We start from the raw sequence: 21032 nt of genomic DNA, 5'->3' as shown, positions 1-21032 counted from the left end.
TAGAATGACGGCGGAGGTGTTTGTGGGAAAAGCCTGGGCAGTGGTGGCGCTGGTTCTTGTGCTCTCGGCGTGCCAGACGGTGGCACCGGGAGCCGTTGACCAGGGCGAGAAGGTTTTAAGTTTGGTGGCACAGGCGCAGTTTGAGCTGGCCGAGGGGCGGGTGGAAAAGGGGCTTGCGCTTTTTGCCGAAGCCGTGCGTCTGGACCCCCGGTCGGCGGAGCTGCGGGAGGAGTACGGCTTGGCTTTGGCCAGCGCGGGCCTGCGGGAGCAGGCCCTTTCCGAGTTGCGAAAGGCCGCCACGCTTTCGTCCGAGGGGGAAGCGGTGCTGGGGCTTTTGGCGGCTCAGGGCGCGGGATCCCGGGAGGATTTGCAGGAAGCGGTGGTTCACCTGGAAAAAGGGCAGGCCTTTGCCCCTTACGCCGATCGGGTGCGACAGAGCCTCATCGAGGCTTACCTCAGACTGGGGCAGGGTGCCAAAGCCTGGGCGCAGGTGGAGCCGCTGTTGGCGGAGCACCCGGAAAGCCCCTGGCTGCACCTGGTAGCTGGGCAAGCGCTGCGGCAGTTGGGGCGCTTTTCGGAAGCGGAAGGGCACCTGCAAAAGGCCCGGGGGGTTCCGGAGTTTTCCGCGCAAGCCACAGGGGAGCTGGTGGAGGTGCTGGCCCAGCAGGGGAAGTTCAAGGAAGCGGCGGCCTTGGTGGGAGAAGCGGTGCGGCAGGGAGGGGCGCCCACCCTGCCGGGCCTGGTGCGTTGGGCGACGCTGCTGGTGCGGGCCAGGGAGGAAGCCAAAGCGGTGGAGGTTTTGGATGAGGCTTTATCCCGCGACCCCAACTTCACCGATGCGCTGATCCTGCGGGCGGCGGTGGCGTTCCGCCAGGGAAAGGCCGACGAGGCCGAGCACTTCTACCGACGAGCGCTGGCGGCCTCCCCCGATGACCCCGATGCCCTTTTGGGCCTGGCCCGTCTTTACCTGGAGTTGCGGCGCTTTGATGAAGCCCGGCCGCTTCTGGTCAAGGCGCGAGAGGTGGTGCAGCAACACGAGGACGCGCTACCGGGGGCGATAGCCGAGGTGGCCGAGGAGCAGGCGGCTCTGGAGCTGGTGGCGCGGGCCTACGACCGGGCGCTGCCGTTCCTGCAGGAGCTGGCCAAAAAACCGCTGGAGCGCCGGGGTCTGGCGCTGTGGGCTGAGTACTTTCGAGCCCAGGAGCGGTGGAGCGAGGGTTTGGCGTTCTTCAAGAACGCCAGTGCCGTCGAAGATCCCCAGACCTTGCGCCTTCTCCGCTCCATCAAAGCCGAGTTTTTGCTTTTTGCCGGCAGCCGCGAGGAGGCGCTTGCTGAGCTTGCCGCAATGGCCGGTGGCGAGCTGGAGGATGCGCGGGCGGCGGTGGGAACGGCCATGCGCAGCAAGCTTTACAAAGAAGCGGTGGCTTGGGCTAAGAAAGCGCTGGAGCGCTTCCCAGGGGATGGCGAGCTCACCTTTTCCCTGGCTGCCGCCCTGGAGCGCTCGGGCCAGTTTGCCGAAGCTGAAAAGACCTTTCGCCTGCTTTTAGCCAGCGATCCGGAAAACGCTTCGGCGCTTAACTATCTGGGTTACATGTTTGCCGACCGCGGCGAAAACCTCACCGAGGCTAAGGAGCTCATCGAAAAGGCGGTGGCTTTGGATCCCCTTTCCGGTGCCTATCTCGACTCCCTGGGCTGGGTTTACTTCCGCCTGGGGGATTGGGATCGCGCCGAAAAGTACCTCACCGAAGCCGCTACCCTGGAGCCCTTCGACCCCACGGTGCACGAGCACCTGGGCGACCTTTTCCAGGCCCGGGGCCAGGTGGAAAAAGCCAGGGCTTCCTGGCAGCGGGCTTTGGAGCTGAAGCCCGACGAAGAGGGGCAGGAGGAGCGCATTAAGGCCAAGCTGGCGGGGCTTCCCCATGCGCCAGCTCCTTAAGCTTGTGCTGCTGGCCACGCTGGGATGCAGCACGGCCCCGGGACCGCTGCCGAACCTTTCGGAAGTTGCCGGAGACCCGCCGTTCTTCCGCGCCCTCTACCGGCTGGAGTGCTGTGGTTTGCGGGGGCTTCAGCTGGTAGTGGCCCACGGGGCAAGGGGAACCTCGCTGGAAGTGGTGGGAGGTCCTGGGGGGGTGGGTTTTGCCGCGTGGGTGGAGGGGGATGAGGTGGTGCAGCGGGTAGAGGGCAGGTGTTTGGCAGCCACCCGGACAGGAGGGCTTCCCCTTCCCGACGGCTCGGCGCTGCCTATTGCCGAGAAGGCCTTCGCCAGCTTGCTTTCGGGGAGATTACCGGCCGGGGGACAGGCAGTGGCTGCCCATCGGTGGTCGGGTGTGGTTGGCGGCGGTCGTCTGGAGCTGGAGCTGGCCGGGGGGCCCACCCGCTGGGTGCGGGGTTGGCTTTGGCCTTCGGGAAGCGCGGAGCCGGTGCGCCTTGCCGCCCGGAGCCACCACGGCCGGGTGCCGGGGGAAATTCAGGTTTTGGGTCCCTTCGGCGAGGTAAGGCTTTCCCTGGTGGAGTTCCAGCCGGTGTTAGGCGTTCCGGAACCTCCCTGGTTGGGGCTTCCCCGCTGCGCGGTGCCATGACGCGGATGGTGGTGCGTTGCCCGGCCAAGGTTAACCTCCACCTGGAGGTTTTGGGCTTGCGCCCCGATGGCTACCACGAGGTGCGGACGCTTTTGGCCGCCGTGGGGCTCTGGGATGAGCTGGAGGTGGAAGCGGCGCCGCCGGGGGTTTGGGAGCTGCGGGTGGAGGGCGGGGTGAGCCTTCCGGCGGACAACACGGTGTGGCGGGCGGCCAAGCTTCTGCTTTCCGCCTTTCCGGATGCCGGTGGCGCAAGGGTAGTGCTGCGCAAGGGCATCCCGGCCGCGGCCGGCCTGGGGGGTGGCTCGGCGGATGGCGCTGCAGCGCTGGTGGCGTTGGCCAAGCTCTGGGGCCTTCCGGTGGAGCCGGGGCAGCTGGTGGCCATGGCCTCCGAAATCGGCTCGGACGTGCCGTTTTTCCTCTTTGGGGGTGCCTGCTGGGCCACCGGAAGGGGGGAGCAGGTGTTGCCGCTTCCCGATCTTCCCCGTTACGGGGTGGTGGTGATCCCCGGGCAGGAACCGGTGTCCACACCGGCGGTGTACAGGGCCTGGGATGAGGCCCAGCAGGAGAGTGCGCTGCCGTCTTTCGAGCCTGCTCCCGGGTTGCCCAGGCCCGGAGCTGGCTGGCACGAAGGTGAGGGCTTTTTCCTCTATGATTGGCTGGTGGGGAAAGGCGAGCTGCCGTTTGCCAAATTGCGCAACGACTTGCAAGCTGCGGCCATTGCTCTCTTCCCATGGATTGGCGAGAACCTGGCGCTTTTGGCTCGCTTTTCGCCGCTTACTGCCATGGTTTCTGGGAGTGGGGGAACGGTCTTTGGGCTGTTTCGGGATGAGGGGGAAGCGGTGCGGGTCGCCGCTGAGCTTTCCCCTCGGCAGGCGGTGGCGGTGCCGCTGCTTCGCCGGGAGGAGTCCCAGCTTTTGGCTCACGCTGAGTAAGGAGGCTTGTTATGGAAATCACGGAAGTGCGGGTTAACCTCAACCGCCAAGGGCGGGTCAAGGCTTTTGTGCAAGTCGTTATTGATAACGCCCTGCTGATTGGCGATCTCAGGGTCATGGAAGGCAAGGAAGGAACGCTGTACGTGGCCATGCCTTCCCGCAGGCTGCGCAACGGCTCTTTCAAAGACGTGGTGCACTTTCTTTCCACCGATGCCCGCCGGCAGCTGGAGGAGGCTGTTTTGGCCGAGTACCAGCGTCTGGCGCAGGAGCTCGGGGATCCCGAGGTGCACCCGCGGTTGCGCCAAACCCTCCAAAAGCTCTTGGGTGAAGCGTACTGGAGCGGTGAAAGTTTCGATGAAGAGTAGTGTTTTTGTCATCAATTGACAAATTGTGAATTCTTTCTTAAATTGACGGCGGAGGGGAGGACCGGATGAGCCTTCGAAGCGACCGCCGGTGGTTTGCAGTTTTAGGCCTTTTGGTGGCTACCGCAGCCACCTCTGCTCCCCGGGACGAGTGCCTTTCCTGCCACGGGAGTGTGGAAGACGTCCAGGCGGCCGCAGAGAGCTTGGGTGCCCACCTCGCTCCGGGGCGGCTTTCGGCGCTGGTGGTGGCCGTGGGCCCCGATTCGGTGCACGATTCCTTGGCCTGCCTCGACTGTCACCCCAGGGCTTCCCAAGTTCCCCATCCTAAGGGCATGAGCCGGGAAAACCCGTGCCTGGGGTGTCACGGGGATGCCGCCGCCGCGGTGAGCCGCTCGGTGCACAAAGACCCCTTGGGCCAGGGGAGCTTCCGCGCCCAGTGCTGGCACTGTCATGGCGCTCACGATGTCCGGCCGAGCCAGGATCCCAAATCGAGCCTGGCGCCGGCCAACGTGGCCGGCACCTGCCTTCACTGCCACAACAAGCAGGAGTACCTGGTGGGCGTGCACGGTCACGGGGTGCAGCTGGCGGGGCTTGATCTCGCGGCCACCTGCGTCTCTTGCCACGGCGGCCACGACATCTTGCCGGCCAAGGACCCAGCTTCTCACGTGCATCGCCTAAGCGTGCCCACAACGTGCGGGACCTGCCACCGGCGGGTTACGGAGGTTTACCTAGCCTCGGTGCACGGACGGAGCTTAAGCGCGGGGAACGCGGACGTTCCAACCTGCACCGATTGCCATGCCGCCCACGCCACTTTGGACCCGCGTTTGCCGCGTTTTCGCAACGTTTCGCCGGAAATGTGCGCCCGTTGCCACGCCGACCCCAAGGTTGCCGGCAAATACGGGCTGCGCGCCGAGGTTTTTGATACCTACGTTGCCGATTTTCACGGGACCACGGCTGAGCTTTTCGTCGCCACCAGCCCCGATCAACCTTTGAATAAGGCCGTCTGCTATGACTGTCACGGCTATCATGATGTGGAATCGGTGCGAAAGCTGGGAACCGAAAAGGTGGAGGAGCGCCTCCTCAAGCGCTGTCAGGTCTGTCATCCGCGGGCCAGCAAGAAGTTTTTGTCGGCGTGGACGGCGCACTACGTACCGGATCGGGAGCGTTACCCGCTGATTTACTACGTGCGGCTGTTTTACCAAGTGGTAATCCCGTCAACGGTTGGGTTTTTCCTGGCCTACATTGCCCTTGATGTGTGGGCCCGGCGTCGGCAGCGGAGGCCACAATGAACCCGGGACGGATCCGCAGGTTTTCCACATGGCAAGTGGTGAGCCACGCGATCATGGTGGTGTGCTTTACGCTCTTGGCCTTGACCGGGCTGCCGCAAAAGTACCCGGAGCAAGCTTGGGCTAAGGGTCTCATCCTCATCTTTGGCAGCGTTGAACGGGCCCGCTGGCTCCATCACCTCTGCGGCACCATCATGGCGATCCAGCTGGTGGTGCACCTTTTGGAGCTCCTGTGGTTGCACATGGTCCGGCGCTATCCCACCACAATGCTTCCACGGCTCAAAGATATCCAGGATTTCCTCCAGCAGGTGCGCTACAACCTGGGGTTGGTTGCCGAGCCTCCCCGTATGGAGCGCTACACCTTTGCGGAAAAAATCGAGTACCTGGCGCTTATTTGGGGGACCGTGTTGATGGTGGGCACCGGTCTCATGCTGCTTTACCCCATCCGTTGGGCGGAGGTCATCACCGGCCAAGGCGTGATTGCCGCCAAAACCGCCCACGGTGGGGAGGCTATTCTCGCGGTGTTGTCCATTCTTACGTGGCACAGCTATTTTGTGCACCTGCGGCATTTCAACAGGTCCATGTTCACCGGTTACTTGGAAGAAGAGCTTTACGCCGAGGAACACCCGCTGGAGCTGGAGCAAATCCGCCGAGGGGAAGTGCCAAAACCGGAGCCGCCAGCGCTGGCGAGGGTGCTGGTTTTCATTGTGGTCACAGCCTTATTTGTTTTGGGGAGCCTGTGGCTTTTGTGGTGGATGCGTTGGTCCCCCGGTTTGCTTTGATCCTATGGAGGCAACATGAGGATGCAGGCTCTTTTGGCCAGCGTGGCACAGGTAGAAGAAACCCTGCCCCTGTTACCCCGTGGGCTTCGGCTTGCCGTCCGAATTTTTCTTGGGCTTTTAATTGCGGGGATGCTTTTTTACGTGATCGTGGAGCAAATTGGCAGCCGGCGGAGGCCTTGACATGACCACACCACCGAAAAAGGGTCAGGAAGTGATCCGGTTTACGAAGGTAGAGCTTGTCCAGCATTGGGTGTTGATGGTGACGCTTTTGGGCCTGGCGCTCACCGGGCTGGCCCTCTTTGCCCATGGGACCTGGGTGGGGAAGGTGCTCGTGGCGCTAGAAGGCGGCATGGAATCCCGGGGCATTTTGCATCGGGTTTTTGCCGTGATTTTGATGGCGTTGACCTTGTGGCACTTCGGCTACGTTTTGTTTTCCCCAAGGGGGAATGAGCAACTGCGGGCCATGGTGCCGCGAGGGGCTGACATCCAGGGCGTGATAGGTATGCTGCGCTATTACCGTGGAAAGCAGCAGGAACTCCCGGAGTTTGGCCGATTTACCCCGCTGCAAAAGCTCCAGTACTGGGGAGCCGGTTTGGGCTCGCTTTTGATGATCCTCACGGGGCTTTTGCTTTGGTTTCACACCGAGGCCATGGCGGTGCTTCCTAAATGGTTTTTCGACATCACCGCGGTCATTCACGGTTACGAAGGGCTTTTGCTGTTTTTGGTGCTCTTTGTCTGGCACATTTACATCGTTCACTTCAGTCCGGGAAACTTCCCCATGTCCCGAACCTTTTTGACCGGAAAAATCACGGCAGAAAAGCTTTGGCGCGACCATCGGGCGGAGTACCGGGCGCTTTTTGGCGACGAGCCACCGGTGGAGGAATGATGAGGCGGTGGGTTGGTTGGTGGATGCTTGGTTGCGCATTGGCAGTGGCGGCGGGGGCCCAGCAAACGGGTTCAGAAGTTCGCCAGTGCAGCATCTGTCACGGTAGGCGTGAGTTCAAGAAGGTGCAGCCGGACGGCTCGGTACGAGCGCTGTTTGTGGACGAGCGCGAGCTTGCCCAGTCGGTTCACGCCAAGTGGCACTGCTTGGACTGCCACGCCGATATCACCGCTATTCCCCACCCTCCACGGCTGGAAAAGGTCAGGTGCCAGCGCTGTCACTTTCCCGGCAACCCGGTGGGCGCACCTGAGGACGTGAACTACCAGGGCTACGTGGAGTCGGTGCACGGGCGTTTGCAGCGGGCGGGCAACCCCAAAGCACCTCTCTGTCAGGACTGCCACGGCAGTCACGACGTGCAGAAGGCGAAGGCTCCCAATTCAAAGGTATACAAAAGCCATGTGCCGTTGACTTGCGGGCGTTGCCATGAGGGAGTGCTCGACGTCTACCGCCGGTCGGTTCACGGCCAAGCGCTCCTTCTCAAGCAAAACTTGGACGCCCCTTCCTGCACCGACTGCCACGGTGAGCACCAGATCCTCCCCAAAAAAGAAAAGGCCTCAGAAATTTCTGCCTCCCATATTCCCGAAACCTGCGGGCGTTGCCACGGGTCTTTGGAGTTCAACCGGAAGTACGAAATTCCCGTGAACCCGGTGAAGACCTTTAAGCACTCTTTCCACGGAATTGCCAATGAGTTGGGGTCGGTAAAGGTGGCCAACTGCGCCTCGTGTCATACGTCCCACGCCGTTTTGCCACCGTCTGATCCGGCTTCTTCGGTGAACCCGGAAAACATCCCCAAAACCTGTGGCAAGGCAGGCTGCCACCCCGGCGCCAACGTCAACTACGCTCGCGGTCGTTTTCACATTGATCCGAGCCAGAGAGATGCAGGCGTTGTGTACTGGGTGGCGCTGTTCTTCAAGTACCTTACCGCGGGCACGCTGGCAGCGCTGTTCCTGCATATTCTCCTGGACCTCCGAGCCAAGCTCAGGAAGAGGACGGCCCATGACTGAAAAACCCAAAGCCGCCTTGAAGCAAGCCATCGTTGAGGAACTTATTCAGGTTCACAAGCTTGAGCTTGAGGAAGCGCAAAAGCTTGCCGCCAAGCTTGAACCAGAGGTGGAGAAGCGCTTTTCCACCTGGGTGCGCCGCGAGCTTTACTGGCATAAAAAAAAGACCGAGAAAAAGGCTGCGGTTCAAGCCCAAGCCGCCCCAATGGAGGAGGAAGGGGAGTTCTTCGAACGGCTTTCCTTAAACGTGCGTTTGCAGCATGGGCTCATGGCGCTTTCGGTGATCGTCCTGATCATCACCGGCCTTCCCCTTAAGTTCCACGAGAGCTTCTGGGCTAAAGAACTCATCGCGTTTTTGGGTGGACCCGATGTCACACCCATTATCCATAGGGTGGCAGCTACGTTGCTGGCTTTCGTTGGCTTTTGGCATTTGCTTTATATTGCCTTTACCCGTGAGGGGAGGGAGAATTTCCGACTGCTTTTGCCCCGGTGGCAGGACGCCAAAGACGCGGCGCAGCAGATCAAGTACTACCTGGGCCTCACCGACACCAAACCGAAGTTCGATAAATTCAGCTACGTGGAGAAGTTCGACTACTGGGCGGTGTACTGGGGCATGGTCATCATGATCGGCTCTGGCACGGTCCTGTGGTTTACCGAGTGGTTTTTGAAATACGTCCCCAAATGGGTCACCGACATTGCCAAAGAAGCCCATTCGGATGAGGCTTTGCTGGCAACGTTGGCCATCATCATCTGGCATTTTTACAACGTCCACCTAAACCCGCATTCTTTCCCCATGAACAAAACCTTTATTACCGGGAAAATCAGCGAGCGACAAATGAAGGAAGAACACCCCCTGGAGTACGAACGCCTGATGAAGACGCGTTCAGGGCAAGGAGGTGAGGCGTGAGGCACCTGCTGCTCGCCATTTGGGAAGGCATCATCGAGCATCGCCGCGCTCTCCTCCTGCTTCTGGCGTGGATTGCAGCTGTGGTTTTTGTTTTTCACGCGGTGTTCTTCTTTGCTTCTTCCTCCTCTTCGCTTTGCGAATCCTGCCACATCATGAAACCGTACGTGGAAATGTGGCGGCAATCTACCCATCGGGATGTGGCTTGCGTTTACTGCCATACCGAATACCGCTACGTGCTTTCCCGCACGTACCTCAAATACGCGTTGGGGATTTATACGACCCAGTTGCGGGCGGAAGTCCCCGACGGCCGCTGCCTGGCCTGCCACGAAAAGCAAAACCTCGACACCGATAAGGTGTTTTTGAAGGACATTCACTTTTCGCACCAGGACCACCTGGGTGAGATGCGCCGGGGCAAGCGTTTGCACTGCACCTCCTGTCACTCAGGCCTTGTCATGGGCGAAACCGAGGCCGCCACCCACGTGGGGGTGGACGAAGCGGTGTGCTTTACCTGCCACTTCAAGGGGGCCGAACAGGGGCAGGCGGTAACGGGGTGCCTGGTGTGTCACGGGCCGCCGAAAGTGGTGGTCACCCACCAGGGCTTCCAGTTTGATCATGGCACCTACTTGCAGCGGGGTGTGCGCTGCGAAACCTGCCACACCGAGGTCACCCGCGGAGATGCCAACGTTCCGGTGGAGCGCTGCGCGGCCTGTCACGTATCGCGAGCCGAAGCCATTGGCGACAGCCAGCGGATTCACGAAATTCATTTGCGAAAGCACGCCATTGACTGCAAGCGCTGCCACAACCGCATGGAGCACGGCAAGATTGCCATGGCGGCGGCGTTGGGCGAGCGGTGTGAGAACTGCCACAAGCCGGAGCACACCGCCCAGGAGCAAATGTACGTGGGCATTGGCGGCAAGGGCGTTCCCGATATGCCGTCCACCATGTTTTTGGCGCGGGTGGCGTGCGATTCCTGCCACGCGGAACCTGGCTCTGATCCCCGGGTGGGGGCGGAGAAGCTGCGGGCTTCCTGCGTCCACTGCCACGGCGCCGGCTACGACCGCATGGTGGACGACTGGATTCGGGAGCTGGGCGAGCTGCGGGGCCTCGTGGAGCGGGCTCTTGCCCAAGCGGAAAACAACGTAACCCGCATGGGCACCCGGGGCCAGCAGTACCGTCGCGGTCTCGAAGAGGCGTGGCACAACGTGCGCTTTGTGACCCGGGGTCATGGGGAGCACAACGTCCGCTACGCGGTGGAGCTGCTACGCTACGCCCTGGAGCAAGCCCGGCGGGTTCCTGGGGTAGCGGTGCCTAGCTCGCCGATTTTGGCTTCGGAAAGCGGGTACTGCCGGGTTTGCCATTCCACCAGCCACCTGGCTTTGCGGCTGGAGTTTGCCAACATGGGCTTTGAGCACAGCCGCCACTTAGGCGCTGGATTGTCCTGCGACAGCTGCCACAGTGTGGAGGAACACGGGAAAACCACGATTGTGGCTGAAGGCTGCATGTCCTGCCATCACAGCCCCAAGCAGGCTCAACCCTGCAGCCGTTGTCACCAAGCCCAGGCCAGTTTGGCTGCGGGTGAGGCGGTGGGTACCGGCTTTAAGGGGGACCCTGACCCCATGGCTGCTGCCGGCGTGGAGTGCAGCGGGTGTCACGACTTGAAGCGCCAAGAACCGCTGGTAGCCAGCGTCCAAAAGGCCTGCGTGAGCTGCCACGAGGAAGGCTACGACGCCATGCTGGTGGAGTGGATCAACGAGGACCAAAATAGGCTGCAGGAGCTGGCGGTGCTTTTGGCCAAAGCCAAGGCGGCTAAGGTTAATCCCGAAGCCCTCAGGGAAGCCGAGGCTCTTTACAACGCCTTGCTCAAGGCCAAAGGGGTGCACAACATGGACCTGGCGGCCAAGGCTGCAGCCAGGATACGTTCGCTGGTGGGACAGGCAATTCCCACAAGCCGTTGATTTGTAAACGAAAACACGATAGCTTGCAAACTCCTTCACAAGGGGTTAGTATGGTCTCGGGGGGTGGCCCCGCAGGGAGGAACGGAGATGAAAGCAAGCTACGGACTGGTTGCGGGTGCTTTTTTGTTAGCAGCGGTGGGCTCGAGCAACGCGCAGCACAGCTACATTGGGGCGGAGAAGTGCAAAATGTGCCACAAGCTGCAGTACGATTCGTGGCTTACCACCAGGCATGCCAAAGCCACGGAAACCGCTAAGGCCAGCACCAAGTGGAAGTTTGATGCGTCCTGCCTTTCTTGCCACGCCACCAACAAGGACGAGGCGCTTTCGGGTGTGCAGTGCGAGGCGTGCCACGGCCCGGGTTCGGATTACAAGACCATGTCCATCATGAAGGACCGGGAAAAGGCCGTTGCCAACGGCCTCATCATTCCCACTCAGGAAACCTGCAACAGCTGCCACGATGGGAAGGACCACCACAAGCCGGTGAAGTTTGACCGCGAGCTGGTGCACGCCCACAAGAAGTAGTGGCGAAACGGGGGGCCGGTTCCGGCCCCTTTTTTGTTGAAAACGCAAAAAAAGATTTTCCGGCGGGGGGAGCATGGCCGAAGGAACCTTGCGTAAAATGAGTTGGGCCAAACGATTGCAAATTATTGCAATCGCTGTCGCGGTCCTGGCTGCGGTGTTTTTCGGGTTTTTGGAATACACCCAGCGGCCACAGTTCTGCGTTACCTGCCACTACATGGAGCCTTACTACCAGTCCTGGCAGCAATCTTCCCACAACCAGGTGAGCTGCCTCAAGTGCCATTACCCTCCCGGTTTCAAGTCGGTTATTCGCGCGAAAATCGTTGCGATCTCGCAGGTGGTGCAATACGTGACCAAGACCTACGGCACCAAACCCTGGGCGGAGGTGGAAGATGCGGCGTGCTTGCGTTCCGGTTGCCATGAGACCCGGCTTTTAGCCGGCACGGTGCCCTTTGGCCCCGACGGCACCATTCGCTTTGACCACTCCCATCACCTCAAGGATCTCAAGCGCGGCAAGCAACTGCGCTGTACCTCCTGCCACGCTCAAATCGTGCAAGGACAGCACCTTACGGTGACTCCCTCCACCTGCTTCCTGTGCCACTTTAAGAGCGTGTCTTGGCAGCAGGACCTTTCTCGCTGCCAGACCTGCCACGACGTCACCAAAATCCCAGCCAACCGCTTTGACCACCGCCACATCTTGGCCAACAAAGTGGACTGCAAGCGGTGCCACGGCGACATTACCCGTGGTACCGGGGAGGTTCCCCGCCAGCACTGCCTTTCCTGCCACAACGAAGCTGACCGCCTGGCCAAGTACGAGGATTTGGACCTCGTCCATTCCACCCACGTGACCAAGCACAAGGTGGAGTGCTCCGAATGCCATATCGAAATCACCCACTCCATTCGCAAGGTGAGCTTGGCGGAAGGCCTTAACTGCCGGGACTGCCACTCGGGGACCCATGAAAACCAGCTGCGGCTTTACGTGGGGGCTTCGGCGGTGGAGCCCCACCGCAGCCCTGAGCCCAGCCCCATGTACCAGGTGAACGTCCACTGCGTGGGCTGCCACACCAGCGAACGGGAGCTGGCGGAGGGCGGCAAAGTGCGGGCCACCACGCCGGAATCCTGCGATACCTGCCATAGCCCCGGCTACGGCCAGATCCTCCAGGGGTGGCGGGCGCTTCTCGCCCAGCGCTTGCCGGAAACCGAAAGGGCTTTAGCTGCAGTAACACCCGCCGTTAAGGGGCGCGCCGAGCTGCAGGAGAGCCTCAAGCTTGCCCTGGGCAAGGTGGACGAGGTGAAGGCTGGCCACGGCGTGCACAACATTGGCTTTGCCATGGCGCTTTTGGCGGAAGCGCAAAATGAGGCGCTCAAGCTAGCCAAGGCGGCGGGCCTCAAGCTGGAGGTTTCCGGGGTGCCCGAGGCCCAGGTGATGAAGGCCAACGAGTGCCGGCTTTGCCACCTGGAGCCTCCCACGGCAACTTTGAGCTTTGCCGGCAAGCCGTTCCCCCACGGCCCCCATGCCCGGGCGGTGGAGCAGTGCACCGCCTGCCACACCCCCCGCTCGGACCACGGGAAGACCACCCTCAAGCCCGAGGATTGCGCCCGCTGCCACGGTGGGGTGGAGATGCCGCACCCGGCTGGTTTTCGTCGGCAAGCCAAGGCCACCCTGGAGCGGGTAGGGGTGGCGGCGTGCGCTACCTGCCACAAGGGTGAGCGGGCCGAGGCCTGCCAGCCCTGTCACACCACCGCTCCGGCCGACAAGGAGGTGGACGGCGTGCGGTTTTCCCACGCCAAGCACCTCTCCCACCCGGAGGTGCGCTGCGTGGCGTGCCACAGCGCTTGGCCGGATCACGGCCGGGTGACGGTGGGCAAAGCCCAGTGCACCGCCTGCCACGGCGGTGTGGCCATGCCCCACCCCGGCGATTGGGCCGAAACCCACCCGGCCTTTGCCCGGGAAAACGGTGTGGATTCCTGCGAGAAGTGCCACGCTGGGGGCATGAGCGGGGAGTTCTGCGGAGCCTGCCACGGGTAGGCCGCTGGCAGGGCCCTCCCCTTGCCTTTGCCTCTCAGAACAACACCAACTGTAGGGGCGGGCGGCTGATNNCCAGGGGTGACCCGCCAGTCGCCCCTACTCGACCCGATAGTTGGGGGCTTCCTTGGTGATGATGACGTCGTGGGCGTGGGATTCCCGCAGCCCCGCCTGGGTGATGCGCACGAACCGCGCTTTTTGCTGCAGTTCGGCCACGGTACGGCAGCCGCAAAGGCCCATGCCGGCCTTGAGACCACCCACCAGCTGGGAAAGCTGAGCCGAAAGCGGTCCCTTGTACGGCACCATGCCCTCAATGCCCTCGGGCACCAGCTTGGTGAGCTCTTCTTCCTCCTGGAAGTAGCGCTCGCGAGCGCCAGCCCCTTCCCGCATGGCCCCCAGCGAGCCCATGCCGCGATAGGCCTTGAAGGTTCGACCCTGGTACAGGATCTGCTCACCGGGGGACTCGTCCACACCGGCAAAGAGCGAGCCAATCATCACCGTGTCGGCGCCGGCGGCCAGAGCCTTGGTGATGTCCCCGGAGTACTTGATGCCGCCGTCGGCAACGAGGGGAACGTCGGCTTCCCGGCAAGCGCGGGCGCACTCCATGATGGCGGTGATTTGCGGAACACCGGCGCCGGTGACCACCCGGGTGGTGCAGATGGACCCTGGCCCCACCCCCACCTTCACGGCATCCACCCCCAGGGTAATGAGGTCCCGGGCGCCCTCGTAGGTAGCCACGTTGCCGGCCACCAGCGGCACCTCGGGGAAGTGCTCCTTGATCCAGCGAGCGGCAGCCAGCACCGCCTCGGCGTGGCCGTGGCTGGAGTCCAAAACCAAAACGTCCACCCGTGCCGAAACCAGCGCCCGGCAGCGATCGGCCAGGTCCTTTCCGGCTCCCACCGCCGCCGCGACCCGCAAACGTCCCATGGAGTCCTTGCAGGCGTGGGGGTACTCCTGGGCCTTCTTGATGTCCTTCACGGTAATGAGGCCCTTGAGGTTGCCCTCGCTGTCCACCACCAGCAGCTTTTCGATGCGGTGCTTGTGGAGGATGGCTTTGGCTTGCTCCAGGGTGGTGCCCACCGGAGCGGTGATGAGGTTTTCCTTGGTCATGAAGTCGGAAATGGGCCGGTCTTCGTCAGTGCAAAAGCGCAGGTCCCGGTTGGTGAGGATGCCCTTCAGCTGGCCCTGCTCGTCCACCACCGGCAAGCCGGAAATGCGGTAGCGAGCCATAAGCGCTAGAGCTTCGCGCACCAGCTGGTCGGGGCGGATGGTGACGGGGTCCACGATCATCCCCGACTCCGAGCGCTTGACCATGTCCACCTCTTCCGCTTGCCGGTCAATGCTCATGTTGCGGTGGATTACCCCGATGCCGCCGTGCTGGGCCATGGCAATGGCCATGCGCGCTTCGGTGACGGTGTCCATGGCTGCGGAAAGGATGGGGACACGCAAAACGATGTCGCGGGTAAGCCGGGAGGAAACGTCCACCTCCGCCGGGTGCACCGCCGAGCGGGCAGGGAGCAAAAGCACGTCGTCAAATGTCAAGGCCAGAGGAATCTCGTTGACCACCATGGCAGATTCTAACCTCAAAATTCGCTTTCGGAGAACCGGGTGTAGCTGCCTCGGCGCCGCCGGTGCCACAATAGCGCCGTGGGTGAACGCGGGGCGTACCGAGCGGGGTGGGTGTTGGGCGCCGCCTTGCGGGTTTACCGGCGGTTCCTCCGGTGGCAGGTGGTGACCCCGGGACCACTGCCCCAACCCTGCATTTTGGCGGTCTGGCACGGAAGGCTCCTGGGGGTACTTCTTCACCAAACCGGCTCCGGCATGGTGACCATGGCTTCGCTGTCCACCGACGGGGCTTTGGCTGCGGGAGCGGTGGCGGCGTTGGGGTGCCGGGCGGTGCGGGGCTCGGCCAGCCGCGGCGGCTCCCAGGCCCTGCGGGCGTTGAAGCGTGCCTTGCAGGCAGGGGCACCGCTGGCGGGGCTTACCGTGGACGGCCCCAAAGGGCCGTGGCGAAAGGTGAAACCGGGGGTGGTGGCGGCCGCCCGGTGGTTGGGGGTTCCCATTGTGCCCGCCAGCTTCACCGCCAGCCGGGTGCGGCTGTTGGCCAGCTGGGACCGAATGGTGGTGCCCAAGGTGGCGGCGCGGGTGGTGGTTGGCTACGGTCCGCCACTGTTTCCCGGCGATTTGCCAGAAGACATGGAAGCCGCATGCCAAAAGGTGGGGGAGGCCATTGATGCCCTGACCTCCAGGCTCGACCGCGAGCTTCTGGGTGTTGCCCTTTGGCCCGAGGTGACGCCGTGACCCCGCTTTGGCCCTTTGGAAAGCAGGCTTTGGCGGCAAGAGTGCAAACCCACGGCGTTTCCGACCTTTTGTGCTGGTTTGGCTTTGAGCTCCAGGTCCCCTACCGGGAGCTGGCCTCAGTGGCTCGCAGACTTGCTGGTTTTTTTGGGCTTTTTTGGCAGAGGAGTGCTGGCGCGGTGGGTTTTGTGGGGCTCTTGCCGGAAGAGGAACCGGTGTTGGTGAGCTACGCACCCCGGAAGGACCTCATTGCCCAGCGTTTCCTGACCAGCACCGTGGAAAACCCCACCCACACCTTCCCCCAGCTTTGGTTGCTTTTGCCCCCCGGGGTTTTCCTGGCCCAAGCTGTGGATCCCTCCCGCAGCCCAGAGGTGTCATGCCAGGCTCTGCAGTTGCTGGTGGCTTCAGGTTTGGCGGGGCAGGCGCTTTACCTTGACCCCCAGTTTGGGCGAAAGAGCTATCGCTTTTCCGGCCACTGGGTGTTGCCGCGGGGGGAGCGCCGGCCGCTTCTTTCCGGTGTGAGGGCGGCGTTAAGAGGGCCTTAGGTCCCGGCGGTTTCGGTGAGGAGGCGCCGGAGCTCCCCGGGGCTGGAAACCGGGGGAAAGCACTCGCTCCCCCGACAGAGGTAAGCCTGCGCTTGTTCCTTGCCGGCAGCGGGGCGGTCTTGGAAAACTGGAAGCCAGAAAAGCTCGTGCCTGGTGGGCGGCCACTGGTCCAGAAAGACCACCATGTGGGGTTTGTGGGGGTGACGGTGGGCAGTACGGATGAGGGCCTGGGTGCTGGCCCACCGCGGAGAGCCCGCCACCACCAGCACCGAGGTCTTTTGCCCCTCTTCGGCAGCCAGAAGCCAGCTGGTGGCGTTATGGGGGCTTGCCGCCACAAACTGAGCCTCGGCGGCCAGAGCCTCATCGGCCCAGGTGCGGAAGGTTTCGTTGCCGGTGAGCCAGAAAAGCCGGTAGAGCGTGCGGCACAGCACCGCTCCCGGGTTGGGGTGGGCCCCGTCGTAAGGGTTTCGCTGACGGATGGGGAACACCGATTGGTCATCGGGCGTGGTGAAGAGCTCTCCCTGAGCACCGCGGTAGTGGGGGACCCTCCTCTCCAGCAGCCTCGCCACCCGAGACAGCCAAAAGCTTGCACCGGTGGTGAGGAAGACCTCCAAAAAGGCCCAGGCAGCCCAGGCCAGGTCTTCCAGGGTTTCGGGGCTGTGGGGGCACCCTTTGACGATGGTCCTGGGGATGCTTCCGGGCTTGGGCCAGCGAAACTGCCAGAGCGCTTCGGCGGCGGAAAGCAGGTAGGTATCCCGGCTGATGTAGCGGGCGAAGGCCACTGACGCCGACCAGGCCCGGTCTGGCGAGGGAACCCCCGAGAGCTCCTCGTCGTCGTTATCTTCCAGGGGAACGAAAAGCATTGTGTCCACGGGGAAAAGCAGCGCTCGCCCCGGTTTTTGCTGTTGCAGGAAGCGGCAGAAGGCCCAAACCGCCATGGCGTTCCAGGCACTTACCGCTTGCCTGTCCACCGCCGGCAGCCCCTTGCCCTGGGCGAGGCGCTTGAGCCGCGCCAAGGCCTTGGTAAGTTCCTTTTTTGCTACCGGCCAGGGCAAGCGAAGCTCCCGGGCTACCTCCGCATCCAGGGGAGGCAAGGCCAGGGGTCGGGGGGAATGGCTCCAGGGGAAGGGGCTGAGCTTTTGGAGGAGCTCAAGCTGCTCCGGGGTTAAAGCTTCGGCAAGCTCCGCAAGGGAAAAGGTGAAGGTTTTTCCTTCCTCCCCGTGGGTGTCGGCGTCCCAGCCGGCAACGAAAAACGGGTGGGGGATCCCCGACAAATCCACCGGTGCCCAGGCCATGAGGCTTTCCTCTTGGCGAAAGAGGGACCTCAAGAAATGCAAGGTTTTCCTTCCCACCTCCCGCCAGCGGGTAACCCGAAAGAGGTGGCCCGCTTCCAGGTAAAGCTGGGCAAGGAGGGCGTTGTCCGGGAGCATCTTTTCGTAGTGGGGGATGAACCAGCGTTCGTCCGTGGAATAGCGGTGAAAGCCCCCGAAGAGCGCGTCGCGGATGCCTCCCTGTGCCATGCCTTCCAGGCTCCTGGTGAGCATGAGCTGGGCTTTGGCGTTGCCCTGGCGGGCGAGGTGCAGGAGGAAGCCCAACTGGGCCGGCAGCGGAAACTTTGGGGCTCCCCCAAACCCGCCGTTTTCTTCATCGAACTCCGCTTCCAGACGGGCCAAGGCTTCGCCCTTCAAGGCTGCAAGGTCGAGGTTTCCGGGCGCCGGGGAAGGGGGAACCAGCAGGGAAAGCAACCCCTCCCGCTGTTCTTCCAGTTCAGAGCGTTTTGATTGCCAGAAGGCCACCACGCTTTCCAGCACCTGCCGGAAGGACGGGAGCCCGCCCCGGGGTTTGGGGGGAAAGTACGTGCCGGCAAAAAAGGGCAACCCTTCGGGGGTGCAGAACACCGACAGGGGCCAGCCGCCGTGCCCCCCCAGAGCCAACGCTGCCCGCATGTACACCTCGTCCACCTGCGGGAACTCCTGGCGGTCCACCTTGATGGCCACAAAGTGCCGGTTGAGGAAGCTTGCCACCTCGGGATCGGCGAAGCTTTCCCGGGCCATGACGTGGCACCAGTGGCAGGTGGCGTAACCGATGGAGAGGAAGATGGGTTTGTCTTCCGTTTTAGCCTTCTGGAAAGCTTCCTGGCCCCAGGGGTACCAATCCACCGGGTCGTAGCCGTGTTGCCGCAGGTACGGGCTTTCGGCTGCCGCCAGGCGGTTTGCTCTCCGGGGCCTCATGGCTTTGCCACTAGTCTACCCAATCCGCCAGGAACACGTTGGTTTCCCCGGGCTTGGTGTTGTAGCGGTTGGAGCAAAACACCAGCGTCTTGCCGTCGGGGGAAAACATGGGGAAGCCGTCAAAGTCTTCGAAGTAGGTGACCCGTTCCAGGCCGGTGCCGTCGAGGTTCATGAGGTACAAATCGAAGTTGCGGCTTTTCGGGTCGTGAAGGTTGGAAACAAAGATGATTTTCTTCCCTGAGGGGTGCCAGGCTGGAGCAAAGTTGGCAGCGCCGTTGTGGGTGAGGCGGCGGACGTTGGTGCCGTCGGCGCTGGCCACGTAAATCTCCAGGCGGCTGGGGCGCACCAACCCCTGGGCCAAAAGCGCGAGGTACTCCTCGGTTTCCTTCCCGGGAGCCGGCCGGGAGGCCCGCCAGACCAGCATGGAGCCATCGGGTGAAAAGAACGCCCCGCCGTCGTAACCCAGCTCATGGGTGATGCGGCGCACGTCGGAGCCGTCTAAGTTCATGGTGTAAAGCTCCACATCGCCATCCCGTACCGAAGTGAACACGATGCGGTTCCCTTTGGGCGACACCGTGGCTTCGGCGTCGTAACCTGGGGTGCGGGTGAGCGGGCGGGGGGTGAGGTCGTCCAGAGAGGCGAGGTAAATGTCGTAATTGGGATCCAGGGACCACACGTAGCCCCCGGCCGCGGAGGGGCGCGGTGGGCACTGGGGGTTTTGCTCGTGGGTGGAAGCGTAAATGAAGTGGCGGTTGTCGGGGTAAAAGTACGCACATGTGGTTCGCCCCTTGCCGGTGGAAAGCAGCTGGAGGTTTTTCCCCTGCAAGTCCATGGTGAAGATTTGGTCGCAGGCAAAGGGTGGGCGGGTGGACTGAAAGATCAGGCGGCCACCGTCAAAGGAAAAGTACGCTTCGGCGTTTTCACCACCCCGGGTGAGCTGCCGCAGGTTGGCCAGGTGCCGTTCCCGGGGATCCCCAGGACGGCTGGCAAAAAACACGTCGTGGCGCAGCTGCGACTTGGGTGCAACGCAGGCAGCGATTAAAAGGGAAACGAGGACTAAACGCCGCATGGCTCCTCCGCCGCTGGTCTTGCCCAGCCCGCCAAAGGTAACATGGGGGCATGGGCGATCAATCCCTGGTGGCGCAGTTACTCGAGGTGGCAGCAAGTAAAGGGGAAAGGCTGGAGCTCACGGGCGGCAACCCTCCGCTCCTGTGGTCCGGTGGTAAGGCCAGCCGGGGGCAACGGCCGTTCAGCAACGAGGAGCTGGAAGCGTTTTTGGACACCGTGGTCCCCCCTCACAAGCTCATTACCTTCGAGCTGGGGGAGGAGGTGTCCTTTTCGGTGCAGGTGGGCGGGAAGCCGCGCAAGGCTTACGCCCAAAGGGTAGCCGGTGCGGTGAAGGTGGTGGTGGACTTCCTGGCTTCTCCCGAGCCGGAGCGCGGGGGTGGGCAGGAGGTAGCCACGGTCGCACCGCCGCCGGTGGTCCAGCCCGGGGCACCCGCCAAGCCCAAAGCCCCCGAGGAGCTGCAGCGGCCGCTGGACAAGCTCCTGGCCACGCTGGTGGAGCTGGGTGGTAGCGACCTGCACCTTTCCTCCGGGGTGGTGCCCATGATGCGGCTCCACGGCGACATGGTGCCGTTGCCGGGGGTGAACCTGGTGCTCACCTCCGAGCACATCCTGTTGATGTGCGATGAAATTGCCCCGGCCAAGAACCGCCAGGAGTTCCGGGAAACCAACGACACGGACTTCGCCTACGAGATCCCTGGGCTGGCCCGCTTTCGGGTGAACGTGTTTCGCGACCGCCGGGGCGTGGGCGCGGTGTTCCGGCAAATCCCCCACCGCATCATGACCTTGGAAGAGCTGGGGCTGCCCGACTGCGTGAAAAACCTGTGCATGCTTTCCAAAGGATTGGTGCTGGTCACCGGGCCCACCGGCTCCGGAAAGTCCACCACGCTGGCGGCCATGGTGGACTACATCAACGAAAACCGCCAGGACCACATCATCACCATCGAAGACCCCATTGAGTTTGTTCACGATAACAAGCGCTGCTTGATCAACCAGCGGGAGGTCTTTTCCCACACCGAATCCTTCAAAAAGGCCCTTCGGGCGGCGCTGCGCGAGGACCCGGACATCGTGCTGGTGGGGGAAATGCGCGACCTGGAAACGGTGGCCATTGCCATTGAAACCGCCGAAACCGGCCATTTGGTTTTCGGCACCCTGCACACCACCACCGCCGTTTCCACCGTGGACCGCATCATTGACCAGTTCCCCGCTGACCGCCAGGAGCAAATTCGCATGATGCTGGCCGACTCTTTGAAAGGCGTCATCGCGCAAATCCTCCTGAAGCGCAAAGGGGGAGGGCGGGTGGCCGCCTACGAGATCCTGCTGGGCACGCCGGCGGTCTCCAACCTCATCCGCGAGGGCAAGACCTTCCAGATCCCCTCCATCATGCAAACCCATAAGCGCCTGGGCATGCGGCTTTTGAACGACCACCTGGCGGAGCTGGTGCGAAGCGGCGTGGTGGAACTGGAGGAAGCGCTGGCCAAAAGCCAGGACAAAGAGGGGCTGCGCAGCTTGCTCAAGTCTCCTGCCCCGGGAAGTGCCTCCCCGGCGTAAAGAGAAGCCTCGCCGGTTGGGGTCTTTGACGGAGGGGCGGGGAGGGTTTA

The 21032-nt window shown here is 62.7% G+C and carries 19 protein-coding genes; 16 read left to right on the top strand and 3 right to left on the bottom strand.

All coding sequences use genetic code 11. The features are described 5' to 3' along the window. The first annotated feature begins 22 nt into the window (after window positions 1-22). The 13 genes from EG19_RS03845 to EG19_RS03790 all read left to right on the top strand — a co-directional run bounded on the left by EG19_RS03845 (window position 23) and on the right by EG19_RS03790 (window position 13295). Complete coding sequence (locus EG19_RS03845) at window positions 23-1936, top strand: tetratricopeptide repeat protein (protein WP_161685349.1); 1914 nt, start codon at window positions 23-25, stop codon at window positions 1934-1936. Beyond that, window positions 1920-2579: a hypothetical protein gene (locus EG19_RS03840; RefSeq protein WP_038047665.1), complete on the top strand. Its 660-nt coding sequence runs from the start codon at window positions 1920-1922 to the stop codon at window positions 2577-2579. The genes EG19_RS03845 and EG19_RS03840 overlap by 17 nt, the downstream gene beginning before the upstream one ends. Beyond that, complete coding sequence (gene ispE / locus EG19_RS03835; protein ID WP_053334849.1) at window positions 2576-3511, top strand: 4-(cytidine 5'-diphospho)-2-C-methyl-D-erythritol kinase; 936 nt, start codon at window positions 2576-2578, stop codon at window positions 3509-3511. The genes EG19_RS03840 and ispE overlap by 4 nt, the downstream gene beginning before the upstream one ends. Before the next feature lie 11 nt (window positions 3512-3522). Then, on the top strand, window positions 3523-3876 hold the full coding sequence (locus EG19_RS03830; protein ID WP_053334848.1) for a SpoVG family protein: 354 nt from the start codon (window positions 3523-3525) through the stop codon (window positions 3874-3876). Window positions 3877-3941: 65 nt separating this feature from the next. After that, a complete protein-coding gene (locus EG19_RS12320; RefSeq protein WP_053334847.1) occupies window positions 3942-5162 on the top strand; it encodes a cytochrome c3 family protein in 1221 nt (406 codons plus the stop codon). Continuing rightward, window positions 5159-5941: a formate dehydrogenase subunit gamma gene (locus EG19_RS03820; protein ID WP_053334846.1), complete on the top strand. Its 783-nt coding sequence runs from the start codon at window positions 5159-5161 to the stop codon at window positions 5939-5941. Before EG19_RS12320 ends, EG19_RS03820 begins: the two co-directional genes overlap by 4 nt. 15 nt (window positions 5942-5956) lie before the next feature. Beyond that, on the top strand, window positions 5957-6121 hold the full coding sequence (locus EG19_RS13595; protein WP_161685346.1) for a hypothetical protein: 165 nt from the start codon (window positions 5957-5959) through the stop codon (window positions 6119-6121). Between the two features lies 1 nt (window position 6122). Next, window positions 6123-6827, top strand: coding sequence for a cytochrome b/b6 domain-containing protein (locus EG19_RS03815; protein WP_038047664.1), 705 nt, complete (start codon window positions 6123-6125; stop codon window positions 6825-6827). Next, the gene (locus tag EG19_RS13590) at window positions 6827-7888 is read left to right on the top strand and encodes a cytochrome c3 family protein (protein WP_053334845.1); all 1062 of its coding nucleotides are present in this window, start codon (window positions 6827-6829) and stop codon (window positions 7886-7888) included. The genes EG19_RS03815 and EG19_RS13590 overlap by 1 nt, the downstream gene beginning before the upstream one ends. Next, a complete protein-coding gene (locus EG19_RS03805; RefSeq protein ID WP_053334844.1) occupies window positions 7881-8792 on the top strand; it encodes a formate dehydrogenase subunit gamma in 912 nt (303 codons plus the stop codon). The genes EG19_RS13590 and EG19_RS03805 overlap by 8 nt, the downstream gene beginning before the upstream one ends. Further along, window positions 8789-10747 (top strand): cytochrome c3 family protein, encoded by a 1959-nt coding sequence (locus EG19_RS03800; RefSeq protein WP_038047662.1) that lies wholly within the window; start codon window positions 8789-8791, stop codon window positions 10745-10747. The genes EG19_RS03805 and EG19_RS03800 overlap by 4 nt, the downstream gene beginning before the upstream one ends. 87 nt (window positions 10748-10834) lie before the next feature. Next, window positions 10835-11269 carry a multiheme c-type cytochrome gene (locus EG19_RS03795; RefSeq protein WP_053334843.1) on the top strand — a complete coding sequence of 145 codons (435 nt, stop codon included), beginning with the start codon at window positions 10835-10837 and terminating at the stop codon, window positions 11267-11269. Window positions 11270-11342: 73 nt separating this feature from the next. After that, a complete protein-coding gene (locus EG19_RS03790) occupies window positions 11343-13295 on the top strand; it encodes a cytochrome c3 family protein (RefSeq protein ID WP_081799889.1) in 1953 nt (650 codons plus the stop codon). A gap of 96 nt (window positions 13296-13391) precedes the next feature. On the opposite strand, the gene guaB is transcribed toward EG19_RS03790, so the two are convergent. Further along, on the bottom strand, window positions 13392-14861 hold the full coding sequence (guaB, locus tag EG19_RS03785; RefSeq protein ID WP_038047658.1) for an IMP dehydrogenase: 1470 nt from the start codon (window positions 14859-14861) through the stop codon (window positions 13392-13394). A gap of 78 nt (window positions 14862-14939) precedes the next feature. Here guaB and EG19_RS03780 point away from each other — a divergent pair, with 78 nt between their 5' ends. Both EG19_RS03780 and EG19_RS03775 read left to right on the top strand, forming a co-directional pair. Next, entirely contained in the window at window positions 14940-15593 is a 654-nt protein-coding gene (locus tag EG19_RS03780) for a lysophospholipid acyltransferase family protein (protein ID WP_152543896.1), read from the top strand. Continuing rightward, complete coding sequence (locus tag EG19_RS03775; protein WP_038047655.1) at window positions 15590-16135, top strand: hypothetical protein; 546 nt, start codon at window positions 15590-15592, stop codon at window positions 16133-16135. Before EG19_RS03780 ends, EG19_RS03775 begins: the two co-directional genes overlap by 4 nt. Here EG19_RS03775 and EG19_RS12315 read toward each other — a convergent pair. Both EG19_RS12315 and EG19_RS03765 read right to left on the bottom strand, forming a co-directional pair. Continuing rightward, window positions 16132-18366 (bottom strand): thioredoxin domain-containing protein, encoded by a 2235-nt coding sequence (locus EG19_RS12315; protein ID WP_053334841.1) that lies wholly within the window; start codon window positions 18364-18366, stop codon window positions 16132-16134. The two genes, EG19_RS03775 and EG19_RS12315, sit on opposite strands and share 4 nt — an antisense overlap. A 10-nt stretch (window positions 18367-18376) precedes the next feature. Then, the gene (locus tag EG19_RS03765) at window positions 18377-19435 is read right to left on the bottom strand and encodes a TolB family protein (RefSeq protein WP_038047652.1); all 1059 of its coding nucleotides are present in this window, start codon (window positions 19433-19435) and stop codon (window positions 18377-18379) included. 50 nt (window positions 19436-19485) lie between these two features. Here EG19_RS03765 and EG19_RS03760 point away from each other — a divergent pair, with 50 nt between their 5' ends. Beyond that, the gene (locus EG19_RS03760; RefSeq protein ID WP_081799888.1) at window positions 19486-20982 is read left to right on the top strand and encodes a type IV pilus twitching motility protein PilT; all 1497 of its coding nucleotides are present in this window, start codon (window positions 19486-19488) and stop codon (window positions 20980-20982) included. The last annotated feature ends 50 nt before the right edge of the window (window positions 20983-21032 follow it).

This window comes from Thermoanaerobaculum aquaticum (genome assembly GCF_000687145.1).
Taxonomy (GTDB): domain Bacteria; phylum Acidobacteriota; class Thermoanaerobaculia; order Thermoanaerobaculales; family Thermoanaerobaculaceae; genus Thermoanaerobaculum; species Thermoanaerobaculum aquaticum.
Note: the sequence above shows the minus strand (reverse complement) of the source record. Positions and strands in the feature narration are given on the sequence as shown.

Bases quoted from the DNA above. Each gene is read 5' to 3' on its own strand.
- ispE (WP_053334849.1), top strand. From the start codon at position 2,576: ATGACGCGGATGGTGGTGCGTTGCCCGGCCAAGGTTAACCTCCACCTG.
- EG19_RS03795 (WP_053334843.1), top strand. From the start codon at position 10,835: ATGAAAGCAAGCTACGGACTGGTTGCGGGTGCTTTTTTGTTAGCAGCG.
- EG19_RS03805 (WP_053334844.1), top strand. From the start codon at position 7,881: ATGACTGAAAAACCCAAAGCCGCCTTGAAGCAAGCCATCGTTGAGGAA.
- EG19_RS12320 (WP_053334847.1), top strand. From the start codon at position 3,942: ATGAGCCTTCGAAGCGACCGCCGGTGGTTTGCAGTTTTAGGCCTTTTG.
- EG19_RS13590 (WP_053334845.1), top strand. From the start codon at position 6,827: ATGAGGCGGTGGGTTGGTTGGTGGATGCTTGGTTGCGCATTGGCAGTG.
- EG19_RS03760 (WP_081799888.1), top strand. From the start codon at position 19,486: ATGGGCGATCAATCCCTGGTGGCGCAGTTACTCGAGGTGGCAGCAAGT.
- EG19_RS03840 (WP_038047665.1), top strand. From the start codon at position 1,920: ATGCGCCAGCTCCTTAAGCTTGTGCTGCTGGCCACGCTGGGATGCAGC.
- EG19_RS03790 (WP_081799889.1), top strand. From the start codon at position 11,343: ATGGCCGAAGGAACCTTGCGTAAAATGAGTTGGGCCAAACGATTGCAA.
- EG19_RS13595 (WP_161685346.1), top strand. From the start codon at position 5,957: ATGAGGATGCAGGCTCTTTTGGCCAGCGTGGCACAGGTAGAAGAAACC.
- guaB (WP_038047658.1), bottom strand. From the start codon at position 14,861: ATGGTGGTCAACGAGATTCCTCTGGCCTTGACATTTGACGACGTGCTT.
- EG19_RS03815 (WP_038047664.1), top strand. From the start codon at position 6,123: ATGACCACACCACCGAAAAAGGGTCAGGAAGTGATCCGGTTTACGAAG.
- EG19_RS03820 (WP_053334846.1), top strand. From the start codon at position 5,159: ATGAACCCGGGACGGATCCGCAGGTTTTCCACATGGCAAGTGGTGAGC.
- EG19_RS03830 (WP_053334848.1), top strand. From the start codon at position 3,523: ATGGAAATCACGGAAGTGCGGGTTAACCTCAACCGCCAAGGGCGGGTC.
- EG19_RS12315 (WP_053334841.1), bottom strand. From the start codon at position 18,366: ATGAGGCCCCGGAGAGCAAACCGCCTGGCGGCAGCCGAAAGCCCGTAC.
- EG19_RS03765 (WP_038047652.1), bottom strand. From the start codon at position 19,435: ATGCGGCGTTTAGTCCTCGTTTCCCTTTTAATCGCTGCCTGCGTTGCA.